19 protein-coding genes, 1 tRNA gene, 1 other RNA gene and 1 pseudogene are annotated in these 19,936 nt (G+C 42.9%); 8 read left to right on the top strand and 14 right to left on the bottom strand.

Annotation, left to right across the window (positions count from 1 at the left end; translation table 11 throughout):
• Nucleotides 1-4: 4 nt before the first annotated feature.
• From NTX75_12440 to NTX75_12430, 3 genes are all read right to left on the bottom strand, one after another.
• Nucleotides 5-1,195: an ABC transporter substrate-binding protein gene (locus NTX75_12440; protein ID MCX5817026.1), complete on the bottom strand. Its 1,191-nt coding sequence runs from the start codon at nucleotides 1,193-1,195 to the stop codon at nucleotides 5-7.
• 236 nt (nucleotides 1,196-1,431) lie between these two features.
• Complete coding sequence (locus NTX75_12435) at nucleotides 1,432-2,322, bottom strand: YihY/virulence factor BrkB family protein (GenBank protein ID MCX5817025.1); 891 nt, start codon at nucleotides 2,320-2,322, stop codon at nucleotides 1,432-1,434.
• 52 nt (nucleotides 2,323-2,374) lie between these two features.
• Nucleotides 2,375-3,817, bottom strand: coding sequence for an AsmA family protein (locus NTX75_12430; protein MCX5817024.1), 1,443 nt, complete (start codon nucleotides 3,815-3,817; stop codon nucleotides 2,375-2,377).
• Between the two features lie 156 nt (nucleotides 3,818-3,973).
• Here NTX75_12430 and NTX75_12425 point away from each other — a divergent pair.
• A pseudogene (locus tag NTX75_12425) lies at nucleotides 3,974-4,183 on the top strand (potassium transporter Kup).
• Between the two features lie 178 nt (nucleotides 4,184-4,361).
• Here the strand turns inward: NTX75_12425 and NTX75_12420 are convergent.
• From NTX75_12420 to NTX75_12395, 6 genes are all read right to left on the bottom strand, one after another.
• Entirely contained in the window at nucleotides 4,362-5,198 is an 837-nt protein-coding gene (locus NTX75_12420; protein MCX5817023.1) for a cytidylate kinase family protein, read from the bottom strand.
• Between the two features lie 13 nt (nucleotides 5,199-5,211).
• A complete protein-coding gene (locus NTX75_12415; GenBank protein MCX5817022.1) occupies nucleotides 5,212-6,546 on the bottom strand; it encodes an SLC13 family permease in 1,335 nt (444 codons plus the stop codon).
• Between the two features lie 122 nt (nucleotides 6,547-6,668).
• Entirely contained in the window at nucleotides 6,669-7,808 is a 1,140-nt protein-coding gene (locus NTX75_12410) for a sodium ion-translocating decarboxylase subunit beta (GenBank protein ID MCX5817021.1), read from the bottom strand.
• Nucleotides 7,809-7,828: 20 nt separating this feature from the next.
• On the bottom strand, nucleotides 7,829-7,960 hold the full coding sequence (locus tag NTX75_12405) for an OadG family protein (GenBank protein ID MCX5817020.1): 132 nt from the start codon (nucleotides 7,958-7,960) through the stop codon (nucleotides 7,829-7,831).
• A 392-nt stretch (nucleotides 7,961-8,352) separates the two neighbouring features.
• The gene (locus tag NTX75_12400; GenBank protein MCX5817019.1) at nucleotides 8,353-9,006 is read right to left on the bottom strand and encodes a response regulator transcription factor; all 654 of its coding nucleotides are present in this window, start codon (nucleotides 9,004-9,006) and stop codon (nucleotides 8,353-8,355) included.
• A 1-nt stretch (nucleotide 9,007) separates the two neighbouring features.
• Nucleotides 9,008-11,032 (bottom strand): PAS domain S-box protein, encoded by a 2,025-nt coding sequence (locus tag NTX75_12395; protein MCX5817018.1) that lies wholly within the window; start codon nucleotides 11,030-11,032, stop codon nucleotides 9,008-9,010.
• A gap of 227 nt (nucleotides 11,033-11,259) precedes the next feature.
• On the opposite strand from NTX75_12395, the gene ispG reads away from it, so the two are divergent.
• Complete coding sequence (ispG, locus tag NTX75_12390; GenBank protein ID MCX5817017.1) at nucleotides 11,260-12,348, top strand: flavodoxin-dependent (E)-4-hydroxy-3-methylbut-2-enyl-diphosphate synthase; 1,089 nt, start codon at nucleotides 11,260-11,262, stop codon at nucleotides 12,346-12,348.
• 42 nt (nucleotides 12,349-12,390) lie between these two features.
• On the opposite strand, the gene NTX75_12385 is transcribed toward ispG, so the two are convergent.
• The 5 genes from NTX75_12385 to NTX75_12365 all read right to left on the bottom strand — a co-directional run bounded on the left by NTX75_12385 (nucleotide 12,391) and on the right by NTX75_12365 (nucleotide 16,996).
• A complete protein-coding gene (locus tag NTX75_12385) occupies nucleotides 12,391-12,990 on the bottom strand; it encodes a CDP-alcohol phosphatidyltransferase family protein (GenBank protein ID MCX5817016.1) in 600 nt (199 codons plus the stop codon).
• 9 nt (nucleotides 12,991-12,999) lie between these two features.
• On the bottom strand, nucleotides 13,000-14,091 hold the full coding sequence (locus NTX75_12380) for an inositol-3-phosphate synthase (GenBank protein MCX5817015.1): 1,092 nt from the start codon (nucleotides 14,089-14,091) through the stop codon (nucleotides 13,000-13,002).
• 67 nt (nucleotides 14,092-14,158) lie between these two features.
• Nucleotides 14,159-14,710: a Fe-S-containing hydro-lyase gene (locus tag NTX75_12375; protein MCX5817014.1), complete on the bottom strand. Its 552-nt coding sequence runs from the start codon at nucleotides 14,708-14,710 to the stop codon at nucleotides 14,159-14,161.
• A gap of 59 nt (nucleotides 14,711-14,769) precedes the next feature.
• Nucleotides 14,770-15,609, bottom strand: coding sequence for a fumarate hydratase (locus tag NTX75_12370; protein ID MCX5817013.1), 840 nt, complete (start codon nucleotides 15,607-15,609; stop codon nucleotides 14,770-14,772).
• Between the two features lie 40 nt (nucleotides 15,610-15,649).
• Nucleotides 15,650-16,996 carry an NADP-dependent malic enzyme gene (locus NTX75_12365; GenBank protein ID MCX5817012.1) on the bottom strand — a complete coding sequence of 449 codons (1,347 nt, stop codon included), beginning with the start codon at nucleotides 16,994-16,996 and terminating at the stop codon, nucleotides 15,650-15,652.
• 154 nt (nucleotides 16,997-17,150) lie between these two features.
• Here NTX75_12365 and NTX75_12360 point away from each other — a divergent pair.
• The 6 genes from NTX75_12360 to NTX75_12335 all read left to right on the top strand — a co-directional run.
• A tRNA-Ile gene (locus NTX75_12360) sits at nucleotides 17,151-17,223 on the top strand.
• A gap of 102 nt (nucleotides 17,224-17,325) precedes the next feature.
• Nucleotides 17,326-18,045, top strand: coding sequence for a C4-type zinc ribbon domain-containing protein (locus NTX75_12355; protein MCX5817011.1), 720 nt, complete (start codon nucleotides 17,326-17,328; stop codon nucleotides 18,043-18,045).
• Entirely contained in the window at nucleotides 18,045-18,446 is a 402-nt protein-coding gene (locus NTX75_12350) for a ribonuclease HI family protein (GenBank protein MCX5817010.1), read from the top strand. The genes NTX75_12355 and NTX75_12350 overlap by 1 nt, the downstream gene beginning before the upstream one ends.
• An RNA gene (gene rnpB, locus NTX75_12345) (RNase P RNA component class A) lies at nucleotides 18,439-18,860 on the top strand. Before NTX75_12350 ends, rnpB begins: the two co-directional genes overlap by 8 nt.
• A gap of 37 nt (nucleotides 18,861-18,897) precedes the next feature.
• Nucleotides 18,898-19,440 carry a hypothetical protein gene (locus NTX75_12340; protein MCX5817009.1) on the top strand — a complete coding sequence of 181 codons (543 nt, stop codon included), beginning with the start codon at nucleotides 18,898-18,900 and terminating at the stop codon, nucleotides 19,438-19,440.
• On the top strand, nucleotides 19,441-19,936 hold a 496-nt coding region (locus tag NTX75_12335), incomplete at its 3' end, for a phospholipid carrier-dependent glycosyltransferase (protein MCX5817008.1).

Genomic DNA, 19,936 nt, shown 5'->3' with positions numbered 1-19,936 from the left:
TACTTTACTTTCTGTCTCTCCACTTTGGAATAGGATATACGTATTTTGCGCTTGCATATTTTAGAGGCCAGATGGTTTCATGTTTGCCCTTAATGACTTGCATTACAAGGGTATCCATGAAGTTCTGATTCGTGTAACCTTCCTTGTCCTCAAATTTTACAGGACCAAAGGCTGTCATCATGCTCGTTGCTTTAAAGGCAGCACGGATATCATCAGGTTTCCAGGATTTTGCCCGTTCTAAAACGTCCTTTATGATATAAAGAGCTGAGTATGCCTCTGCGCCGTGATAAGAGGGATAATCTTTGTACATCTTTTTGTATTTTTCCGCAAACTCCCTTGAACCTGGATACGTTACCTGTTGGCTCCAGAGGGTTGCTGTGACTACCAATTCTGAGGCCTCTTTTGCATTTTGTATAAATTCAGGGATTGCAAAACCTGCAGCGCCGCCGGCATAAAGGTTTGCATCAATTCTCAATTCTTTTATCTGCCTCATAAGAAGCGCTGCATCCATGACATAAGACACCATGTAAATAACATCCGGTTTTGCTGCTTTAACCTTCGATAAGATTGGTTTAAAATCCACAGCGCCTTTTTCGTACTGTTCTTTTACAAGGACTTTTATACCCACTTTAGCTGCCTGCTTCACCATATCCTCAGCGCCTGATGTACCGAAATCGGAACTTTCATAGAGGATTGCAATTGTTTTTGGTTTTACAACTTCCTTCAGAAAGGACATAAGCCCTGTTGCATAATAAGCGTTTGTAGGGTTCATACGGAATACATATTTGTATTTCTGTTGGGTAATGTCATCCGTTGCACCCGTAACTACCAGATAGGGAATCTTTCTTTCCTCGGCTACTGCTGCAACGGCCTTCGAACAGGAAGAGCTATACTCACCGAAAATAACAGGTTGTTTTTTGACATCAATAAGCCTCTCGACTATTGAACGTGATACTTCCGGTTTTCCTTGAGAATCCTCAAATTCCAGCACTACTTTTTTTCCCTTAATGCCTCCTTTTGCGTTTATTTCCTCCAGGGCAATTTCGTATGATTTTTTCTCGATTTCGCCAAATTTAGCGTTCGTACCGGTGAGCGGCAGCGGAATACCAAGTTTTAATACATCCTGTGCAAATAGTTGAGGCGCAAAAAGACTCAATAAAAACATGCATGCTACAATTACCGAGAAACGTTTCATGTTGTGTTCCTCCTTACTTTAATAAAATTTTGTTGTGTAACGAAATGGCTTGATAGATAAGCCCCTCAAAAAAAACTCCCCATATTTCCAGTAAACCATGTATGTCTTTAATAATATCTTGTAATTTTTTTGTCAATAAAAAAGAGCAGCATTGGCAAAATATTGTATACAAAGGATAATATCGCGTATGGAATGAATGTTATTTCCCATTCTTACATAGCATTCACTTTCATGTCTCAAGCCTCTGGCAGATTTTTCCTGGCCGATTTCACGGTTTTACGCTCAAGCTCAGATATAACCTGAGCGCCCAACAAGAGGATTAAGGCTGCCGCCTCTGTGGTGAGAAGAGCCACCACCGCTGTGGCGAAGGAACCGTAAATCAGATTTACCATGGATAGAGCCGAGTAATACCACACCATCACACGGCGGGTGATCTCCCATAGAACCGTTGCGGTTATCCCGCCGATCAGCGCATAATGAAAACTGATACGTACAGTGGGCATCACCAGGTATATGGAAGCGAGCATGAGCACCTCGCCAATGATTCCCAGGAGATATAGCGCAATTCTGGAAGCGCCTTCAAGGCTCAAGGTCCATCCAAGGATTATCAGTTGCCTTTTTTCCAATGTGTCCAATACCCCCGCAATGAATGAAACGAGCAAAATGCCGAGACACATTGCGAAGACGTATAGATAAGGAATAAGAGCGGAAACGAGAAAACGGCGGCGCTGTTTTCTGGCACGATGAGAAAAGATCACCGACATGGCGTTTTCGAGCACTGTAAAGGCTATGGAGCTGAAAAACAGCATGACCAGAAATCCGATAATACCGATCACCTTACGGTGCACAAGAAATACCCGCACCTGCTCCTTCAATATTGCTGCATAGCCGGGTATCACCATTTCTAAATACGTGGATAAGGTTTGAAACAATTGTTCTTCCCCGATAAAATGGGACAGCACAATAAGGGTGAGTATTGACATGGGCACGATCGACAAAAGGGCGTAGTATGCAAGGGCGCCGGATAAGAGCAGACCCTGATTGCGCTTAAAACTGCGCAATACCCTCAGCGAGAATCTGAAAAATCCTTTCAGTGTCCAGCCCCCATTTTCCTGCTTCTGTTTCATGGGACAAGAATAGCACAAATTAAAGAATTATTTTATTTATTCCTTTCTGGAGTCAGCGGGGTTGCTGCACGGAACCGCTATAGAAGACCTCGCATTTGCCGACTTGGGCAAAGCGTTTTGTTTGCTTGTAAAGATTCAAGATCGGGCTGGCAAGGGACTCGACCGTGCTTACCACACCGACTTGGGGAGCACCGAACGGACCGCTGATACTTTGTTTGAATTTTGCGCATCCCCTGGCGTCGAGAAGCGCCACTGTTACGTTATTATATCGCTCGCTGACAAGATTGAGTTTGCCTTTAAGGGCTACCCGATTATGGCGCGTCGCAAATGCGCAGTCCCTGGCGTCGGCCTCACCGCTCTTAATCTTCCAGTGGGAGACAAACTGCGTGATGGCGCCCCGCCCTCCCTGGGCTTGGTAATAAACGTCCCCGTAACGGTACCCTTTGAGGGCAGCGGAACCAAGAGGGCCGGCTACGAAAAAAGCACCGATGTCGACAAGGTTGAACTTCTGGCTCGTTTCAAACGTTGAGAGAACCTTGTCGAGGTCCACAGTATAAGTGGTGAGATTATTACCCTGGAGAGACAAAGTACCATCCATGCCGCTCATCAGGCTGCGGCCCCTTTTTTCTTTCACCGTCAAGGAGGCAACAAAATCACCCTTCCCGCTGATCAGCCTTTTTACACCAAAGGATTCCTGAAGTTTTTCGAAGTCCAGTTTCAACACATTTATATTGATTTTATACTCAGTGTCGGCTTCCGACTTGTTTGCTGTGACATCTCCTTCGCCCTTCGCGCCGAAGATATCCATGGTAAGGGGTTTAAGGGAAAATACCCCCTTCTCCGCTTTTATACTGCCCCTGATACTGTCAATTTTGAGGTCTTTTTTTCGCATCTCCATGCAGTCCATGGTTCCCGCGAACGAGATGTGCCTTATAATGTCCCCTGAGGTGTCCGCTATCGAAAGATCCTTGATAACCAGATTGATTTCTTTCAACTCGGTTTTTTCGCCCGTCTTCTTGTCAAGATAGACAAGGGACCCTTTGGACAGCTTGAACTCCTTCAGGCTCAAAGACGTTCCCGGCCCCCCTTTCGTCGATTTCTTTTCAGTACTCTCGAAATTGTATTTTCCCTCGGCGTCCTTCACGATAGTGACAGCCGGTTTGACAAGCTCGCAACCAGTGACCTTGAGCTGTTTCCTCAGCAAAGGCATCAACTCCGCCCATAGTCTGAGGCGTTCAAGTGAAAGGATTCCGCCGCCCTTGACGGCAACATGGACATCCTTTGCCGATATGCCAAAGGGAAAGAAAGAGAGCCCCATCTTCCCATTGATCCTTACATCTAAGCCGGTAGTCACGGAGGCAACGGTTTCGATCTTCGACTTGTAAGAATTGATATCGAATAATAATACAGCTACGATTGCAGCGATTACAATCAAAGCAACTACACCGCCCGCGATGATCAGACCTTTTTTTCTTTCTGTCCTGATAGCTTTCACCCTGATACAGATATTTGCTTATTTTAAGTATATGCATTTTTGTTCAAGTGTCCACCTTTTCAAGTAGATAAATTTAGATATAACATGTATATCTGAGTTAACGGCCACTTTAAAGAGCAGCTTGCCGACGGGTTAAGGATTTTTGAAATTCGGATGGGCTATATGGAGGTTGTAGATATTGAAGAAATACTCAAAAAGGCCGGGATTGTCGAGAAAGGCATCTTTTACGGGCTCGAAGAGATTGCTACACATCATGTCATATGGAAAATATTTTCTATATTCAAAAGGCTTGCACCCCCCTTTGTACAGTTCCACGATTTACCCCCCAACAAACTTCACGGCGTTGTCACAAGAATAGAAATGTAATCTAATATTAGTTTATACCTGAACCGCTCCTTCTTAACCCAAATAATGCAATATATATTACGATGTCAACAGAGCCGGGGGTCGTGCTGAATTCTTGATAATAATTGACACAAAACGGTTGAGGGTTGCAGGTAATAAACCCGCAACCCTCAATGAACTTTACTTCCTTAATAAATTTTTACTTGAATCGAGATTGCCAGCGAAAAAGCATTTTACATTCAATCGGTATGTTTCCAGCTAAAGTCTTTGCCAATTCTTCAATACGTTTTATATCTTCATAAACATAAACAACGCCTCGTAAGGTTAATCCATATCGAGACAATCCTTCTTCTTTAACTATAACATCAAGAGATGAAATAAAAAATTCGGAATTGATTGCGATCTCGGCCTTTACTTTTGCAGCAAGGGTTCTCAACTCTAAAACCTTCTTAGCCTTTTCTGTTTTAAATTGATCCTTTTCTACCAGTTCATTTTTTATAATGGCAACAATCTCATCATAAGTCTTAACGCCTGTATCAAATACCATGTCGTATTGCTTTGGGTCATTCCATTGGCTTCCATAAATCATATAAACCGCACCTGCCATATCCTTATCGGCCTTTTCAATGAGCCAGCGCGCATACTCACTGTTTGTTTCCTCCTGCCATTTCATAACATTTTCAATTCTTTTCTCGATAGGTCCTTCTGTTCGTATTCTTAGTGCAAAAGGAATGTCTTTAAGCAGAAAGTTTCCACCCCTGCCCATTATTACGACATTATCCTTCATGGCATAGCCCAGGATATGATACTGGTTCAGCGCAACAAATGCCCTGAAAGACCACTTGTGTTTGTCCCAAGTGCTTGGCCGAACCTCGTCGAACATCTTTGCCTGTTCCTCCCACTTGATACCCACCTTTTTCATATCCTCAAGAATCTTTTTTCTATCGACATATTCGTAGCCCATGGCTGCTGCCACGGCTTGTCCAATCTCTTTCCCGCCGCTTCCGTATTCCCTTGCTATGGTCAATATTGCCATATATTCCCCCTTATTATTTTGCGAATGGTATAACCCATATAAGCATAGCCGGAATATAGCAGAAGATCAATGATATGATGACGTAAGGCACTGTAATACCGAGGAATTCTTTCAGGCTAACCTTTCTCTGGTCTTCCTTTTCACCGAGGTTCTTAGCGACAAATAATGCCGGGGCGCCTGCAACGGTCAGGTTACTGCCCAGAGTGCCTGCCCAGAGGAGCATCCAGTAAAGAGGCCATGGATTTATTCCAGTATCCTTGGCAAGATCTCTGATGACATAGAGCATGGTAAGAATATAGGCATCATGTTCCACGATACCGACAATCGGAGCAGTAACCCAGTAAAGCACAGTGCTTCCGACAATAAGGCTCTGCTGGATTAACGGCGTGATCGCATTGGATACCAGCTTTATTACGCCCGCATGTTCCAGCCCTCCCACCAGGGCAAAGAGGGAAACGTAGAAAAAAACCGCCCTCCAGTCGAGCTCGGAGAGGACCTGTTCAACATTGGGGATTTCGAGGGTAAAACGGTCTTTAAATATTTCAAACACAAGGATGATTGCGATGGCGCCCCACATGGCGATGAATCCCAGGGTATAGCCGAATATCGGCCGCAAAGCCATGGCAATGATTGTAAGAACAAAGATACTGCAGGTAATTATTGCAAATGGTTTGTCCTTAATCAGGTCGGAAGGTTTCTCGCCAGCCATGGAGGCGATATCCATTTTGATATCCTTATATTTTCTCGAAAACAGCCAGTAAAAGTACGCGCATGTAAAAAAGTATGAAATACAGAGAATAAAAAATGACGATGGCCTTCCGAGATACCATATAAAACCACTGAATTCAATGCCTGAGACACTGTGGAGCATCTGCGGCGGTAGGTCACCCAACAGCATAGCGGTACCCATAAAGTTTGCGCACAAACCTACAAACATGACTGGCGCAAAGGCGGGAAAATTAAATCGCCGGCATGCATGAAAAACAACCGGGGCAAACATGAGGACAACAACAACATTATCAATCAGCATGGAGACAAGCCCTGCAAGTGCGCCAAGGACTGTAACAAATATTGCCACGTTTCCTTTAGACATTCTTAAGATGATGGCGGCTAAAAAATCCGGCACACCGGATTTTCCGAAATAGCCCGATATGATCCAGATGCTGAGAAGTATAGCTATAACATTCCAGTCAACAACTTTAAACGCATCAATGTCGCTGTATACACCCGCAAAGATCATCAGAATGATCCCCAGGAGCGCCGCGATAACACTGTCAATCCAGCCCGTAATAACAAGAATTATGCTGGCGAGAAAAATAACACATGCCGCTATTTGCAGAAAATCCATCTCCATGTACCCCCTGATATTTTATTATATAGCTTCTTTAAAAAATAGGGGCGGGAGGATTTCCCCCACCCCTGAATGATTCTGCATAAAAAACACCATTTCTTTCATATATAATGGGCAGTTTAAATAACTCCCATGCCTTTCAACACGGAGAGCATAACCGCTGCCGCCATAACCGAACCGACCTGACCGCCTGCATTGGCGCCCATTGCATGCATAAGGAGATAATTTTTCTTGTTATATTTCTGACCTTCCTTCTGAACAACACGGGCAGACATAGGGAAAGCGGAGATACCTGCCGCACCGATAAGCGGATTCACCTTTCCGCCTGTCACGTAATAAAGTATCTTTCCGAAGAGTACGCCGCCCACCGTGTCAAGGCATATGGCCAAAAGACCCAGTGCAAGAATAATTAAAGTTGTAGGTTTCATAAATAACGGTCCGTTCATTGTAGCGCCGATTGATAATCCGAGAAACAAGGTAACGATGTTGGCTATCTCATTTTCAGATGCCTTGGTAAGTCTGGCAACTGCACCGGACTCTTTCATAAAATTGCCGAGCATGATCGTTGCAAGAAGCGGCAAGCCCATCGGTGCAATAAGTCCGCCCACTACGGTGATGACAACAGGGAAAAGGAGGGCTGTGGTATCTGAAACAGTCTTCTTGTGTGTCTTCATGATAGTCTCACGTTCTTTCTTTGTGGTGAGCATCCTCATAATCGGCGGTTGAAGCACCGGTACTAATGACATATACGAGTATGCCGCAACCGTGCATGGACCAAGCAGTTCCTTTGCATATTTGGATGCTACAAAGATAACTGTTGGCCCGTCGCAGGCGCCTATGATTCCGATGGTGACAGCTTCGTTATAGGGAAAACCCATCCAAAGGGCAATAAGAAGTACCAGGAATATACCGAGCTGCCCTGCGGCCCCCAATAGAAAAGTATAGGGGCTTTCAAGTACAGGCCTGAAATCCGTCATGGCCCCGATACCGACAAAAATGAGCAAGGGGAACAATTCCGTTATAACACCCATATCATAGAGGGTCCTGAGAAAGCCTTCTTTTTCCATAAGATCTGCAAGAGGAACATTCACAATAATACACCCGAAACCAATCGGAACGAGAAGTAACGGTTCAAAATCTTTTTTAATGCCGAGATAAAGGAGAGTTCCACCGATTATCATCATTAACGCATTTGACCATTGAAGCGCTGCAAAACCTGCTATAAGTCCGGATAAACCGCCTAACATTGCATCAATCATATACCTTCCCTCCTTCCCTTTTAGTCTTCTTTTTTGTACGGAAAAATCTTTTTCAAAGCCGACATGATAAAACTGAAAAGAATGAGGGTTACAATTGTTCCGCCCATCCCGACTACAAGCATGGTTAAGCCGAACGTCCATTTATCCATCATAGGCCTGCCTCCTCGAAGGTTTTTTTGTTTCGTATTTCATATAATTATCAGGGTATATTGTCAAGAGAATGTTTTCACAATATAACACTTTGTAGTATAAAGTATACGGTAATTTATTATCACCGAGGTAACAATCAGGAAATTCCTGATTTTCATCTTCGAAAAACCTGAGAGAGCCATACAATCATTTCGTTCATTTTTTCACTATTATCGGGGCTTACGTCGCCCCCTCCAGCAGCAAAGCTGCCGGAGCCTTCCCCTCTCGCACGCTGCACGTGCTAAGGCTCATTGTCTTGACCGGGAACTCACACCTGTCCCCGTAAGGGGGTCGCCCCCTCTTCATTTTAAATGCTCAAAGGGTTAAAACGGTTTGAGCGGTCTTAATGAATTTCTTATGGTTCGAGGGAGGTAAGACCCTCCCTGATTGCGTACTTGGTCAATTCCGCTACGCTGTGAATGTCAAGTTTCTCCATGATCTGCTGGCGATGGGTTTCTATGGTTTTAACGCTCACATTCAAAAATGCGGCTATCTGCTTTGTTGCCTTTCCCTCTGCAAGGAGTTGGAGCACCTCCCTTTCCCTTACAGTGATTTTTGTAAAAACTGATTCTTCATTCTTTGGAAGAGAGACAATATACTCTTTGATAACCACATCCGTTATTTTGGGGCTCAAATAGGGTTGCCCAGCCATGACAGTTTTTATGGCCAATGCCAGCTCCTCAAAGGCGCTGTCTTTTAAAAGGTATCCGGAAGCGCCTGCCTTTAACATCTGAAGGACAAACCTTCTGTCAGAGTGCATGGAAAGGGCTATCACCTTTATCCCCTGTGTCTCTGAAAATATCTGTCGCGTTGCATCAATACCGTTCATATCGGGCATCCCTATATCCATAATAATAATATTTGGCAGCAGCTTTTTTGCTAATTTTATGGTTGTCAAACCGTCTTGAGCTTCACCTACAACCTCCATGTCCGGCTCCTTTTCCAACAAAGCCCGGAGACCTTCCCTTATGATTTTATGGTCATCCGCTAAAAGAATTCTTGTACTCATATTATATTCCCCTTTTTTTTATTTCAGGTGCGAGAGGCGCTACAAGGCAAATCCTGGCTGAGCGTCCTCTCTGTGACCGGATATCCATTTGTCCCCCTAAATGACTCAGTCTCTCCCGAATACTGAAAAGTCCAAACCCTTTATTTTTATCCAGATAGGAATTCATCCTGGAGACACTGAAACCAATCCCATCATCGGCAACATGGATTGAAATAGTATCGCCTATTCTTCTCACTGTTACCTTAACTTTTTGTGCGCCCGCATGTTTTGCTACATTCACAAGCAGCTCACGGACGGCGGTAAAGAGAAAAACACGGATTTCATCGCTTACCGGTTTTGGATGGTTATCGTTTTCAAACTCATACATGATGGCGTGCTGCTCATGGACCTGCTCCGTAAGCCACTCCAGCGCAGCTTCAAGCCCCAATTCATAGAGGATCGGCGGGCTGAGCTCAAAAGTTAGTGACCTTGTGTAACGGATTGCCTGCTCTATGTGTTCACGAACCTCTTTTAAATTATCTATAAAAGTACTTGTTTTTGCCAGTTCGAGCAGTGCGCCGAGTTTTATCTTTGAAATAGCGAGGATCTGACCGATATGGTCATGAAGTATTGTTGCTATGCGACGTCTTTCTCGCTCTTCGGCCAGAGACAGGTCAGAGGCTAAAGACCGCAGTTGTTTTTGATAGGAATCTATTTTCTCTTCAGCTTTTTTCTGCTCGCTTATATCTTCAACAGTCCCTTCGTAATACAGGACTGCTCCATCGGCTGCCCGGATCGCCTTTGCGTTTTCGCGAACATAAATAACGCTATTGTCGTGACGTTTCCATTTTGCTTCAAAACCCCTGACCCGCTCCCCCTTTTCAAGCCTCTTCTTGATCTTCTTTTTCAGATACGTCGGCTCATAATCTGCCTTTTTTGAAGAAGATGATGCCAGTTCATTAAATGAATTATAACCGAGCATCCTCACAAGGGTCGGGTTCGCCATAAGTATGCGGCCATCCGGATTGGTCCGGTAGATGCCGATAGGGGAATTTTCAAACAGGTTTTTATACCGCTCAGCTCCTTTGCGGAGCATTTCTTCAATAAGTTTTCGCCTGTTTAGTTCAAGAACGAGTCTTTCGTTGGCCCCTCTCAATTCGGCGGTTCGCTCCCCTACCCTGTGTTCAAGCCCATCCTTTGCTTTCTGTAATGCTTCTTCGGCCTGCTTATATTTTGTGATGTCATTATTAATCTCCATAATGGCAACTGGATTATTATTTACATCTTTTCTTAAAGCCCAACGGCTTTCAACGATAATCCTTTTCCCTCCAATGCTTTTATGAGTAAGCTCGCCCTCCCAGCGTCCCTTTTCAAATAATTCCTTTTTTATATTATCAAACGGTTCAGGAAATTCCGTTTTCAGGAGTTCATGAATATTTTTACCAAAGGCTTTATCCTTTGACCATCCATATCTTTCCACGGCACCATGATTCCAGAATATAATTGTTCCGCTGATATCACTCACAATTATTGCATCCTCCGCAATATCGAGCAATTCAGCCTGTTCTCTTAACCTGTCTGCCTGCTTTTTAAGCTCATTTTCCGTCTTCAACCGCTCTGTGACATTTCGAACATTCACCATTATAACGTGGGAATCGCCATAACTGATCAACGTGGAGCTTATCTCCACATCAATAAGTTTACCATTCTTTGATACATACTGGCGTAAGCCGGATAAATATTCCCTGTTCTGAAATACCTTCTGGATATTTATGTCTATGGTTGCCCTGTCCAATGTAACAATTTCGTACATCGAGAGGTGCAGAATCTCATCTTCAGAATAACCGAGCATTTTTAAAAACTGATTATTTGCCTCGAGGATTTTCCCTGAATTAGGATCAAATATGTAGACCCCGTCTGACGATTGTTTAATGAGCGACCTATACCGCTCCTCGCTTTCCCGCAAGGCCTTTTCTACACGCCTCAGCTCTGCCTCAGATTTTTCAAGTTCACTGATCTTCTGTCTGAGTCTTGCAAGCTCACTCATCGCTCAATACTCCATAATTCATTCAAAATTATAATTTTTATCCTTTGCAGTGATAATATTCCATAATTTACAATACAAGAGTGTACTTGTCCAATTCATTACATATAACTTTTCACAATACACATTCTCACATTGACAATCAATAAATGCAAGGTATACAATTGATTCACCGGCAGAAATATTGTGAATATGAAATAGTCTAAAAAAATCAACACAGGACTGTATAAATGGAAAGAAAAAAGACAAAAAAAATCCAAATCGGTAAAATATCGGTCGGGGGAGACAGCCCTATAGTTGTTCAATCAATGCTCAAAACAGACCCGGATAATATTCAGGAAACATTGAACCAGGCAAGAGAGTTGAAAAAAGCCGGATGTGAGCTGATAAGGATGGCCCTGCCGCAGGAAGATACATGCAAAATCATCCCGTTTTTCAAAAAAGAAATTAACATGCCGCTGATTGGCGATATCCATTTCAACCACAAGATCGCACTCAAGGCCATGGAATTAGGTATTAATGCCATAAGGATAAATCCTGGCACGATCAATAACGTAAGGAAGGTAAAAGAAGTCATCCGTTGTGCAAAAGAAACAAAAACCCCTGTGCGAATAGGTATCAACGTTGGGTCCATAGAGAAGAGAATACTGAAAAAGCATGGGAAACCAAACGCAGATGCCATGGTTGAAAGCGCACTTTATTATACAAAAATGTTCGAAGATTCGGGCTGGACCGAACTGAAGGTTTCATTGAAAGCATCAGACATCTTTCAGACGATAGAGGCCAATAAAAAATTTTCAGAAGTATCTGACTATCCCGTCCATGTCGGAATCACCGAGGCTGGGCCAATTTTCTCAGGTGTTATTAAATCCGCTCTCGGTATTGGGATACTTCTCTATGAAGGTATCGGCGACACCATACGGGTTTCTTTGACCGGCAATCCTGTCTATGAAGTTGATGCGGCCTACCATATACTGAGAAACTTGGGGCTCAGAAAACGAGGAATAAATATTATATCATGCCCGACCTGCGGAAGATGTAAAACAAATCTAATGGAAATAGTTGATAATTTTGAAAAGGAAATTAACCATTTTGATGGGCACTTAAACGTTGCCATCATGGGATGTGAAGTCAATGGTCCAGGCGAAGCCAGAGAGGCGGATATTGGAATTGCTTTTGGTGCAAACAAAGCCATGCTCTTTTCAAAAGGCGTTGTCATAAAAAATAATATTCCAAAAGAAATGGCTAAGGATTTACTGAAAGAAGAGATTTTTAATATGACAGCGCGGCAAGAGGGGCAAGGGGCAAATAACCAATAACCAATCTTCCAAATCACAAACAATTTGGAATTTGTTATTTGACTATTGGAATTCGCCTTTAATCGTGTCAGTACTTTTCTTTACAAAGAGAATCCTTTGAATAACCGTTACGTGGGTTAACACTGCAAGGATTATAACAACATAAGGTAAAAGATTAAAAAGCAATCCGATAAACAATATTATTAACCGTTCGGGTCTTTCCAGTATGCCGGTGTTGCATTGGATGGAAGATGCCTCAGCCCTTGCCTTGGCATAGGGAATAATTGCAATACCTATGGAAGCAAAGAACGTCAGAATGGCATAGAGGGTATCGCCCTGCATTGCAAAAAAAATAAACAAACCAAACATAATGAAAAGGTCTGAATACCGGTCAAGAACAGAATCAAGAAAAGCTCCGAATATTGTGACGTTGCCGGTATTTCTTGCCAGAGCTCCGTCCATAAGATCGAAAAACCCTGAAACAAGGAGGAAGATGGCGCCAAACAGCAGAAAACCGAAGGCTATGCAGAAAGATGAGATGATCGCAAAGACCATTCCCGCTATAGTAAAAACGTTGGGGTTTATAACTTTGTTTTTAAAGAATAGAGAGTAAATTTTAAGGAATACAGGGTCAAGGGCATGGCCTATCTTTGCACTAATCACATGCGATGCCTATCTTTCCCTTTCGCCTTTTATGAATGCCTCCACCATCTCCCTGGCCTCATTATCGGGGAATTGGTTAAGGGGGTGCTTCATTGTATAGGCCGATATGGATTCCAGCACTCCTCCGACCTTTCTATCTCTTGCAACTTTGCAGCATCGTATAGCGTCTATCATACAACCGGCGCTATTTGGCGAATCTTCTACGGAAAGTCTGAGTTCCAGGTTTATTGGTATGTCTCCAAAAATCCTGCCTTCGATTCTTATGAAGCATACCTTATTGTCATTCTGCCAGGGGACATAATCAGAAGGCCCTATATGAATATTCTCTGATGAAATAGGTATACTTAACGACGATTGGACTGCTTCAGTCTTGGAAATCTTTTTTGAAACAAGCCTGTCTCTGTTGAGCATATTTAAAAAATCAGTATTCCCGCCAGTATTGAGCTGGTACGTCCTGTCTATTTTAACCCCTCTGTCATCAAATAATTTTACAAGTGCCCTGTGAACAATCGTGGCGCCTATCTGAGATTTAACATCATCACCTACAATAGGTATTTTCTTCTCTTCAAATTTCTTAACCCAGTCCTTATCTGAAGCAATAAAAACAGGGATACAGTTTACAAGACTTGCCCCGCTTTCAAGGCAACACCGGGCATAAAAGCGAGCCGCTTCCTCAGAGCCAACCGGTAAATAGTTGATAAGGATTTCTACATTTTTTTCCCTGAGCACCGAAACCACATCTTCCGGTTTCTTATCAGATAAGACAAACGTCCTGTTTTCAGGATAGTCTTTCATATGCGGAGAAATACCATCTAAGGCGTGGCCCATGGAAACAAATACATTTGATTTGGGAATGTCTTTTTCAATTGTCTTTGTGCAGTTTGGATTTGCGAATATTGCCTCTTCGATGGGGCTTCCGACTTTTCTCTTATCAATATCAAAGGCGGCTACAATCTTTAGATCCTCAGGTCTGTAACCACATATCTCATAGTGCATGAGGCCAATTACTTCATCCTTCTTTTTTGAGTAGTAATTAAGCCCCTGTATCAGGGAACTCGCACAATTACCAACACCAACTACACCAATGCGTATTTCTCCCATCCTGACCCCTTATGATTTTTTTCTTTTAAAATATTTGTCTTAAAATGTCAAAATAAAATATGGAGGCCTATTTCTTATAACGTTGTATACCTGCTTCATACAAATCATTTCCATGTATATCATTTATCACAAATAACGGTAAATCTTTCACCTCAAGTTTTCTTACTGCCTCAGGTCCAAGTTCCTCATAAGCTATGATTTCTGAAGATACCACGCTTTTTGAAAGAAGAGCGCCTGCTCCGCCGGTTGCGCCAAAGTATATGGATTTATACTGTTTTATGGCATCTTTTACCGGTTGAGACCTTTTCCCTTTGCCTATCATACCTTTCAGACCCAGGGAAAGTAACCTCGGGGCGTACGTATCCATCCTTGAACTTGTTGTTGGTCCACATGCTCCTATGACTTTGCCGGGAGGAGCCGGTGATGGCCCACAATAATAAATAATCTGTCCTTTTATATCAAGAGGAAGTTTCTCACCTTTTTCTAAAGCATCGATAAATCTTTTGTGAGCAGTATCCCTTGCGGTATATATATACCCGCTTAAAAACACTTTCTCGCCAGCCTTTAACCCTTCAATAACACTATCTTCCAGTGGAGTTGTAATTTTTTTAATTTCCATTCTTTCACCTCATTTTTAGCGGATAGCTAATAGCAGAGGGTTTATCTCTACGCTCTACGCTATATAATTACTTCCTTAATCCTGTGCGCATGACACTGTATATTCACAGCTACAGGGAGCGAAGCTATGTGGCATGGCATCATTTTAATATGCACATCCAGTGCGGTGACGGTGCCACCATAACCTTGCGGGCCAATACCTGTTTTGTTTATTTCATCAAGGAGTTCCAGTTCAATGGCAGCAATAACAGGATCATTGCTTCTTTTGCCGAGGGGAACCATTAAGGCTTCTTTTGATAAAAGGGCGGAGGTTTCGAAATTGCCCCCTATTCCTACACCAACAATAATTGGCGGACACGGATTAGGCCCACCTTTGTTTACCATATCAAGTACAAATGATTTTACGCCATCTTTGCCCTGAGAAGGAACAAGCATTCTTGCTTCCCCATAATTCTCGCTTCCACCGCCCTTTGGTAAAGCTACAATCTTTATTTTATCCCCCGGAACAATTTTTGTATGAACAATAGGCGGCGTATTATCACCTGTATTTTTCCTTGTAAGAGGATCACAACAGGACTTCCTCAAATATCCATCTTTGTATCCTCTCCTTACCCCCTCAGCAACGGCATCAACCAGTGACCCGCCAACAATATGAGCATCCTGACCAATTTCCATAAACGTTACTGCAAGCCCGGTATCCTGGCAAATAGGTATGTGCTCTTCCCTGGCAAGATTCGCATTGACAATCAACTCTTTGATAACCTCTTTGCCGACAGGAGATCCTTCTCTCTCTGCTGCCTTACTCAATGCATCTAAAACGTTGTCGGAGAGGTTGTAGTTTGCATCAATAAATAGTTTCTCTATAGCAGAAACTATTTTATCTACATGGATTTCTCTCATAATTCACCCCATATTGAAATCAATTCTTCACTCTTCATTGTTATTCTACGTATGCCTCAATAATGCCCTTATCCATAAGCAGACCCACTTCATCCCTGGCCCTTTTTATCTTAGTCTCTGCCATCTGAAAAAGTTCTTTCTCAGTGAATTTCAAACGTGCAACACCCTGTTCCATTGCCTTCTTTGCGACGGCAACAGCCTCCCGCGGGAATATTTCCCATTCATCCATAGTAGGGAGAAGATAATCTTCACGCAATCCTTTATCTTCTGCACATTTTGCAAGTTCGTAGGCTGCAGCAATGCACATCTCATCTGTAATGGTTCGCGCCATCACATCGAGGGTGCCCCTGAAAATCGCAGGGAATCCTACAGAGTTGTTTACCTGATTCGGGAAATCACTTCTGCCGGTGGCAACTACCCTGGCGCCTGCCTCTTTTGCTTCCCATGGCCATATCTCGGGTATGGGGTTTGCACAGACAAACACTATACCATCATCTGCCATTTGACTTATCCATTCCTTTTTGATCGTATCAGGCCCCGGTTTTGAAAGGGCAATCACCACATCCTGCCCTTTTATCGCTTCTTCCATGTCGCCATCCCTGTTTTCAGCGTTGGTTATCTGACAGAATTCAAGTTTTTCTTTATGGGTTGGCTTTATATCATCCCTTTTCCTGCTGAGTATGCCCTTACTGTCAACAACGAGAAACTTCTTCGGGTCCGCTCCTGCCTTTATGATCATCTTCGTTATACATACATTGGCTGCGCCTATACCGATCATGGTGATCTTCACATCCTCAATTCTCTTTTTCACCACCTTCAAGGCGTTAATGAGGCCTGCCAGGGTGACTGCGGCAGTTCCCTGCTGGTCATCATGCCAGACGGGGATGGAGGCCTCGGCCCTTAACCTGTCAAGGATGTAAAAACATTTCGGGTTCGCGATATCTTCAAGGTTTATTCCACCAAACGTCGGGGATATTATCTTAACTGTTCTGATTATTTCATCGGGGTCTTTTGTATCAAGGCAAATAGGAAATGCATCCACTCCGCCAAGATATTTAAAGAGAAGCGCCTTGCCTTCCATGACAGGAAGCGCTGCCATAGGACCTATATCGCCTAAGCCAAGCACCCTTGTCCCATCCGTAACAATGCCGACCATATTGGCTTTATTGGTGTGTTGAAAAACTTTTTCGGGATCCCTATAAATGTCCATACACGGCTCTGCAACCCCGGGCGTGTACCATATGGCAAAGTCTTTAATGTCCCTGATAACACATTTTGGCACAATCTCAATCTTCCCTTTGTAGAAGGGATGCATCTTCATTGCATCCTGTGCCGGTTTTTTTGCCTTCTCAATGAGTTCTTCCTTGGTTACTTTTGAAGCTTCCATACAATGCCCCTCCTTAAAGATTTTTTTCGAGGATATTTGCTGAAAACATTTTATAGATAATTAACGAAAATTCAAAGGAAAATATTTAATTTTTATACACTAATCTTCCATGCCCTTGACAAAGAATAACGGTATCGGTTATTCTATAAAAAATGGGCCCATAGCTCAGTTGGAAGAGCCACCGGCTCATAACCGGTAGGCCCCTGGTTCGAGCCCAGGTGGGCCCAAAAAGATATTTTTTATATGAATATATTAAAAAATGAAATAACATTTATTGAGGGGGGTGTTCCAAATGGTTCACCCCCCTTTAAATTTTTGGAGGGACTGAATTGGAGCACGAATTAAAAACTATCCATGAAGCACAACAGTTAGATACACAGATAATTGAAAAGGAAAAAAAGTTGGTTTCAGCTCCAATGATGATTGAAGCAATGGATCAAGAAATCGAGGAACTGAAAAGCAAAATATTAAAAGAAAAAGAAATTATAGATGAACTGGAAAAGGAAAGACGAAAAAAAGAAAAAGAGCTCGATATTGATAAAGAGAAGATAAAAAAGCATGAATCCAAGCTTTATGAGGTTAAGACGAACAAAGAGTACCAAGCCTTACTTAAAGAAATTGAAACGGCAAAAGCGACAAATGACAAAACAGAAGAAGATATATTGATTTTGATGGAAAAGGTTGAAGAACTCAAAAAAGATTTTGAACATTTATCTGCACAATTAAAAAAGAGTGAAAAAGAGTTTGAGCAGAAAAAGAACAAATTGTTAAAAGAGGTTGAGACCATAGACAAAGATGTGAGGAAACTCAAAGAAGAAAGGGACAATTTACTGAGTATTGTAAGCAAGAATTTGAAAGCTACTTACAGAACCCTTATCGAAAAGAGAGCAGGAACTGCTGTTGTAAATCTTAAAAACGGTGTCTGTCTTGGCTGTTTTATGAACATTCCTCCGCAGCTTTTTATCGAGGCCACAAAAAACAGACAACTTATACTCTGTCCGAGCTGCAACAGGATATTCTATTTTCAAGAAGAATTTGAAGAACAATAATGGCATGGCATATATACATTGATGGGGCATCTTCCGGTAATCCAGGGGAGGCCGGGGCAGGTATTATTGCATTTGATGAAAAGGGAAATGAAATACTCAATGAAAGCATTTACCTTGGACATATGACAAATAATATGGCCGAGTATTCAGCCCTCATCGTTGCATTACAAAAAGCAGAAGAAGCATCTGTCCATGACCTGTTCATTTATACAGACTCTCAACTCGTGGCGTATCAGATACAGGGGAAGTATAAAGTAAAAAATCACCAATTAAGCAAATATGTTAAAAAGGCAAAAACCATTATTAAACATTTCAATAATTTTGACATACAATATATACCGAGAACAGAAAATAGATTAGCTGATAAACTTGCAAAAAATGGAGTAAATAAAAAAGGGTAGACGGGTAATCGCCCCGTTCAACGGGGAGGAAAGTCCGGGCATCGAAGGGCAGGATGGTCCCTAACGGGGACTGGGGAAAACCCTAAGGAAAGTGCCACAGAAAAGACACCGCCCTGCTCGCCTTCGGCGAGAGTTATGGGTTTTTTGAAACTATAAACTCCGGGGCTTCAGCCCCGGCAAGGTAAGGGTGAAAAGGCGAGGCAAGAGCTCACCAGTGCTTAGGCGACTAAGCAGCTTGGCAAACCCCATCCGATGCAAGGCCAAAAAGGGGGCTGTCATAACCGGCAGCGAGGATTGCCCATCCTTTAACTCGGGTAGGCCGCATGAGGTTCAGGATAACCTGAATCCGAGAGAAATGATTGCCATCCCGCCACAGGCGGGAAACAAGACCCGGCTTATAGTCTACCCTTCTTTTTTTTAATGCATCTGATAGCTGGTAAAAGGGGGAACAATGACAATCTTCGTTATCGTTGGAATGCCTGCTTCCGGCAAAAATATCGCACGCATATATGCTGATTCAAAAAACATCCCCTACTATGCGACGGGAGATGTAGTGAGGGGAGAGGTCAAAAAACGGGGTCTTGAACCAAATGCAGAAAATACGGCAGGGGTTTCCACAGAATTAAGAGGTATTGACGGCATGGGCGTTACAAGAAAGGCTTTGTTGTTGGCCGTTGACACAAAGAACCCCCTTGTTTTTCTTGAAGGGATGCGATCGTGGCCTGAAATTGAATTGATCCGCAGAAAGGCAACGTGTATTGTGGTTGCTTTCCTTGCACCAAAGTCTTTGAGATTAAACCGGATAACCTCAAGAGGAAGGCCGGATGATTCTCCCGATGCCTTTGAAGAACGCGATATGCGGGAAATTGCATATGGTACTGCCACACCTGTAGCATTAGCCGATGAATATATTCTCAACACCGGAAGCATAAAAGATGCCTTTACAAGGCTTGAACAGATTATTAAAAACCATGTAGCAAAATCAGATTGTTAAATGAAAATATTACTACCTGTTATATGCATATTGTGTGTCTCTTTGTTTCTTTGTAATCTTGGGGTAAGAGACTTCTGGGCACCCGATGAGGGCGACTTCGCAGAAATCGTAACAGAGCTGAAAGACGACTTTACCGTACCCCATCTCAATGGAACGCCCTACGGCGAGAAACCACCATTATTCTACTATATCACCTATGCATCTAAAAACATCTTATCCTTTACAAAAGATGAAGTTTCCATGCGATTCTCTACTGCCGTCTTTGCCATCGCCGGAGTGATATTTTTTCTTCTCACCACATGGAAGTTCTTTGATAGCAAAAACGCCATGTTTTCCTCACTCATCCTCTTGAGTGCACCTCTGTATTACTGGCAGGCAAGGTACCTTCAGGTTGACATGATCTTTTCGGTCTTTGTCGCCGGCAGCCTTTTATCTTTCTTCTGGTTTTACTATACCGAAAAAAAGGGCTTTTTTTACCTGTTCTTTTTACTTATGG

Source organism: Pseudomonadota bacterium (assembly GCA_026388315.1).
In the GTDB taxonomy this organism is placed as follows: domain Bacteria; phylum Desulfobacterota; class Syntrophorhabdia; order Syntrophorhabdales; family Syntrophorhabdaceae; genus MWEV01.
This window is presented reverse-complemented; position numbering and strand designations above follow the sequence as displayed.

Bases quoted from the DNA above. Each gene is read 5' to 3' on its own strand.
- NTX75_12440 (MCX5817026.1), bottom strand. From the start codon at position 1,195: ATGAAACGTTTCTCGGTAATTGTAGCATGCATGTTTTTATTGAGTCTT.
- NTX75_12435 (MCX5817025.1), bottom strand. From the start codon at position 2,322: ATGAAACAGAAGCAGGAAAATGGGGGCTGGACACTGAAAGGATTTTTC.
- NTX75_12420 (MCX5817023.1), bottom strand. From the start codon at position 5,198: ATGGCAATATTGACCATAGCAAGGGAATACGGAAGCGGCGGGAAAGAG.
- NTX75_12415 (MCX5817022.1), bottom strand. From the start codon at position 6,546: ATGGATTTTCTGCAAATAGCGGCATGTGTTATTTTTCTCGCCAGCATA.
- NTX75_12410 (MCX5817021.1), bottom strand. From the start codon at position 7,808: ATGATTGATGCAATGTTAGGCGGTTTATCCGGACTTATAGCAGGTTTT.
- NTX75_12405 (MCX5817020.1), bottom strand. From the start codon at position 7,960: ATGATGGATAAATGGACGTTCGGCTTAACCATGCTTGTAGTCGGGATG.
- NTX75_12400 (MCX5817019.1), bottom strand. From the start codon at position 9,006: ATGAGTACAAGAATTCTTTTAGCGGATGACCATAAAATCATAAGGGAA.
- NTX75_12395 (MCX5817018.1), bottom strand. From the start codon at position 11,032: ATGAGTGAGCTTGCAAGACTCAGACAGAAGATCAGTGAACTTGAAAAA.
- ispG (MCX5817017.1), top strand. From the start codon at position 11,260: ATGGAAAGAAAAAAGACAAAAAAAATCCAAATCGGTAAAATATCGGTC.
- NTX75_12380 (MCX5817015.1), bottom strand. From the start codon at position 14,091: ATGGGAGAAATACGCATTGGTGTAGTTGGTGTTGGTAATTGTGCGAGT.
- NTX75_12375 (MCX5817014.1), bottom strand. From the start codon at position 14,710: ATGGAAATTAAAAAAATTACAACTCCACTGGAAGATAGTGTTATTGAA.
- NTX75_12370 (MCX5817013.1), bottom strand. From the start codon at position 15,609: ATGAGAGAAATCCATGTAGATAAAATAGTTTCTGCTATAGAGAAACTA.
- NTX75_12365 (MCX5817012.1), bottom strand. From the start codon at position 16,996: ATGGAAGCTTCAAAAGTAACCAAGGAAGAACTCATTGAGAAGGCAAAA.
- NTX75_12350 (MCX5817010.1), top strand. From the start codon at position 18,045: ATGGCATGGCATATATACATTGATGGGGCATCTTCCGGTAATCCAGGG.
- NTX75_12340 (MCX5817009.1), top strand. From the start codon at position 18,898: ATGACAATCTTCGTTATCGTTGGAATGCCTGCTTCCGGCAAAAATATC.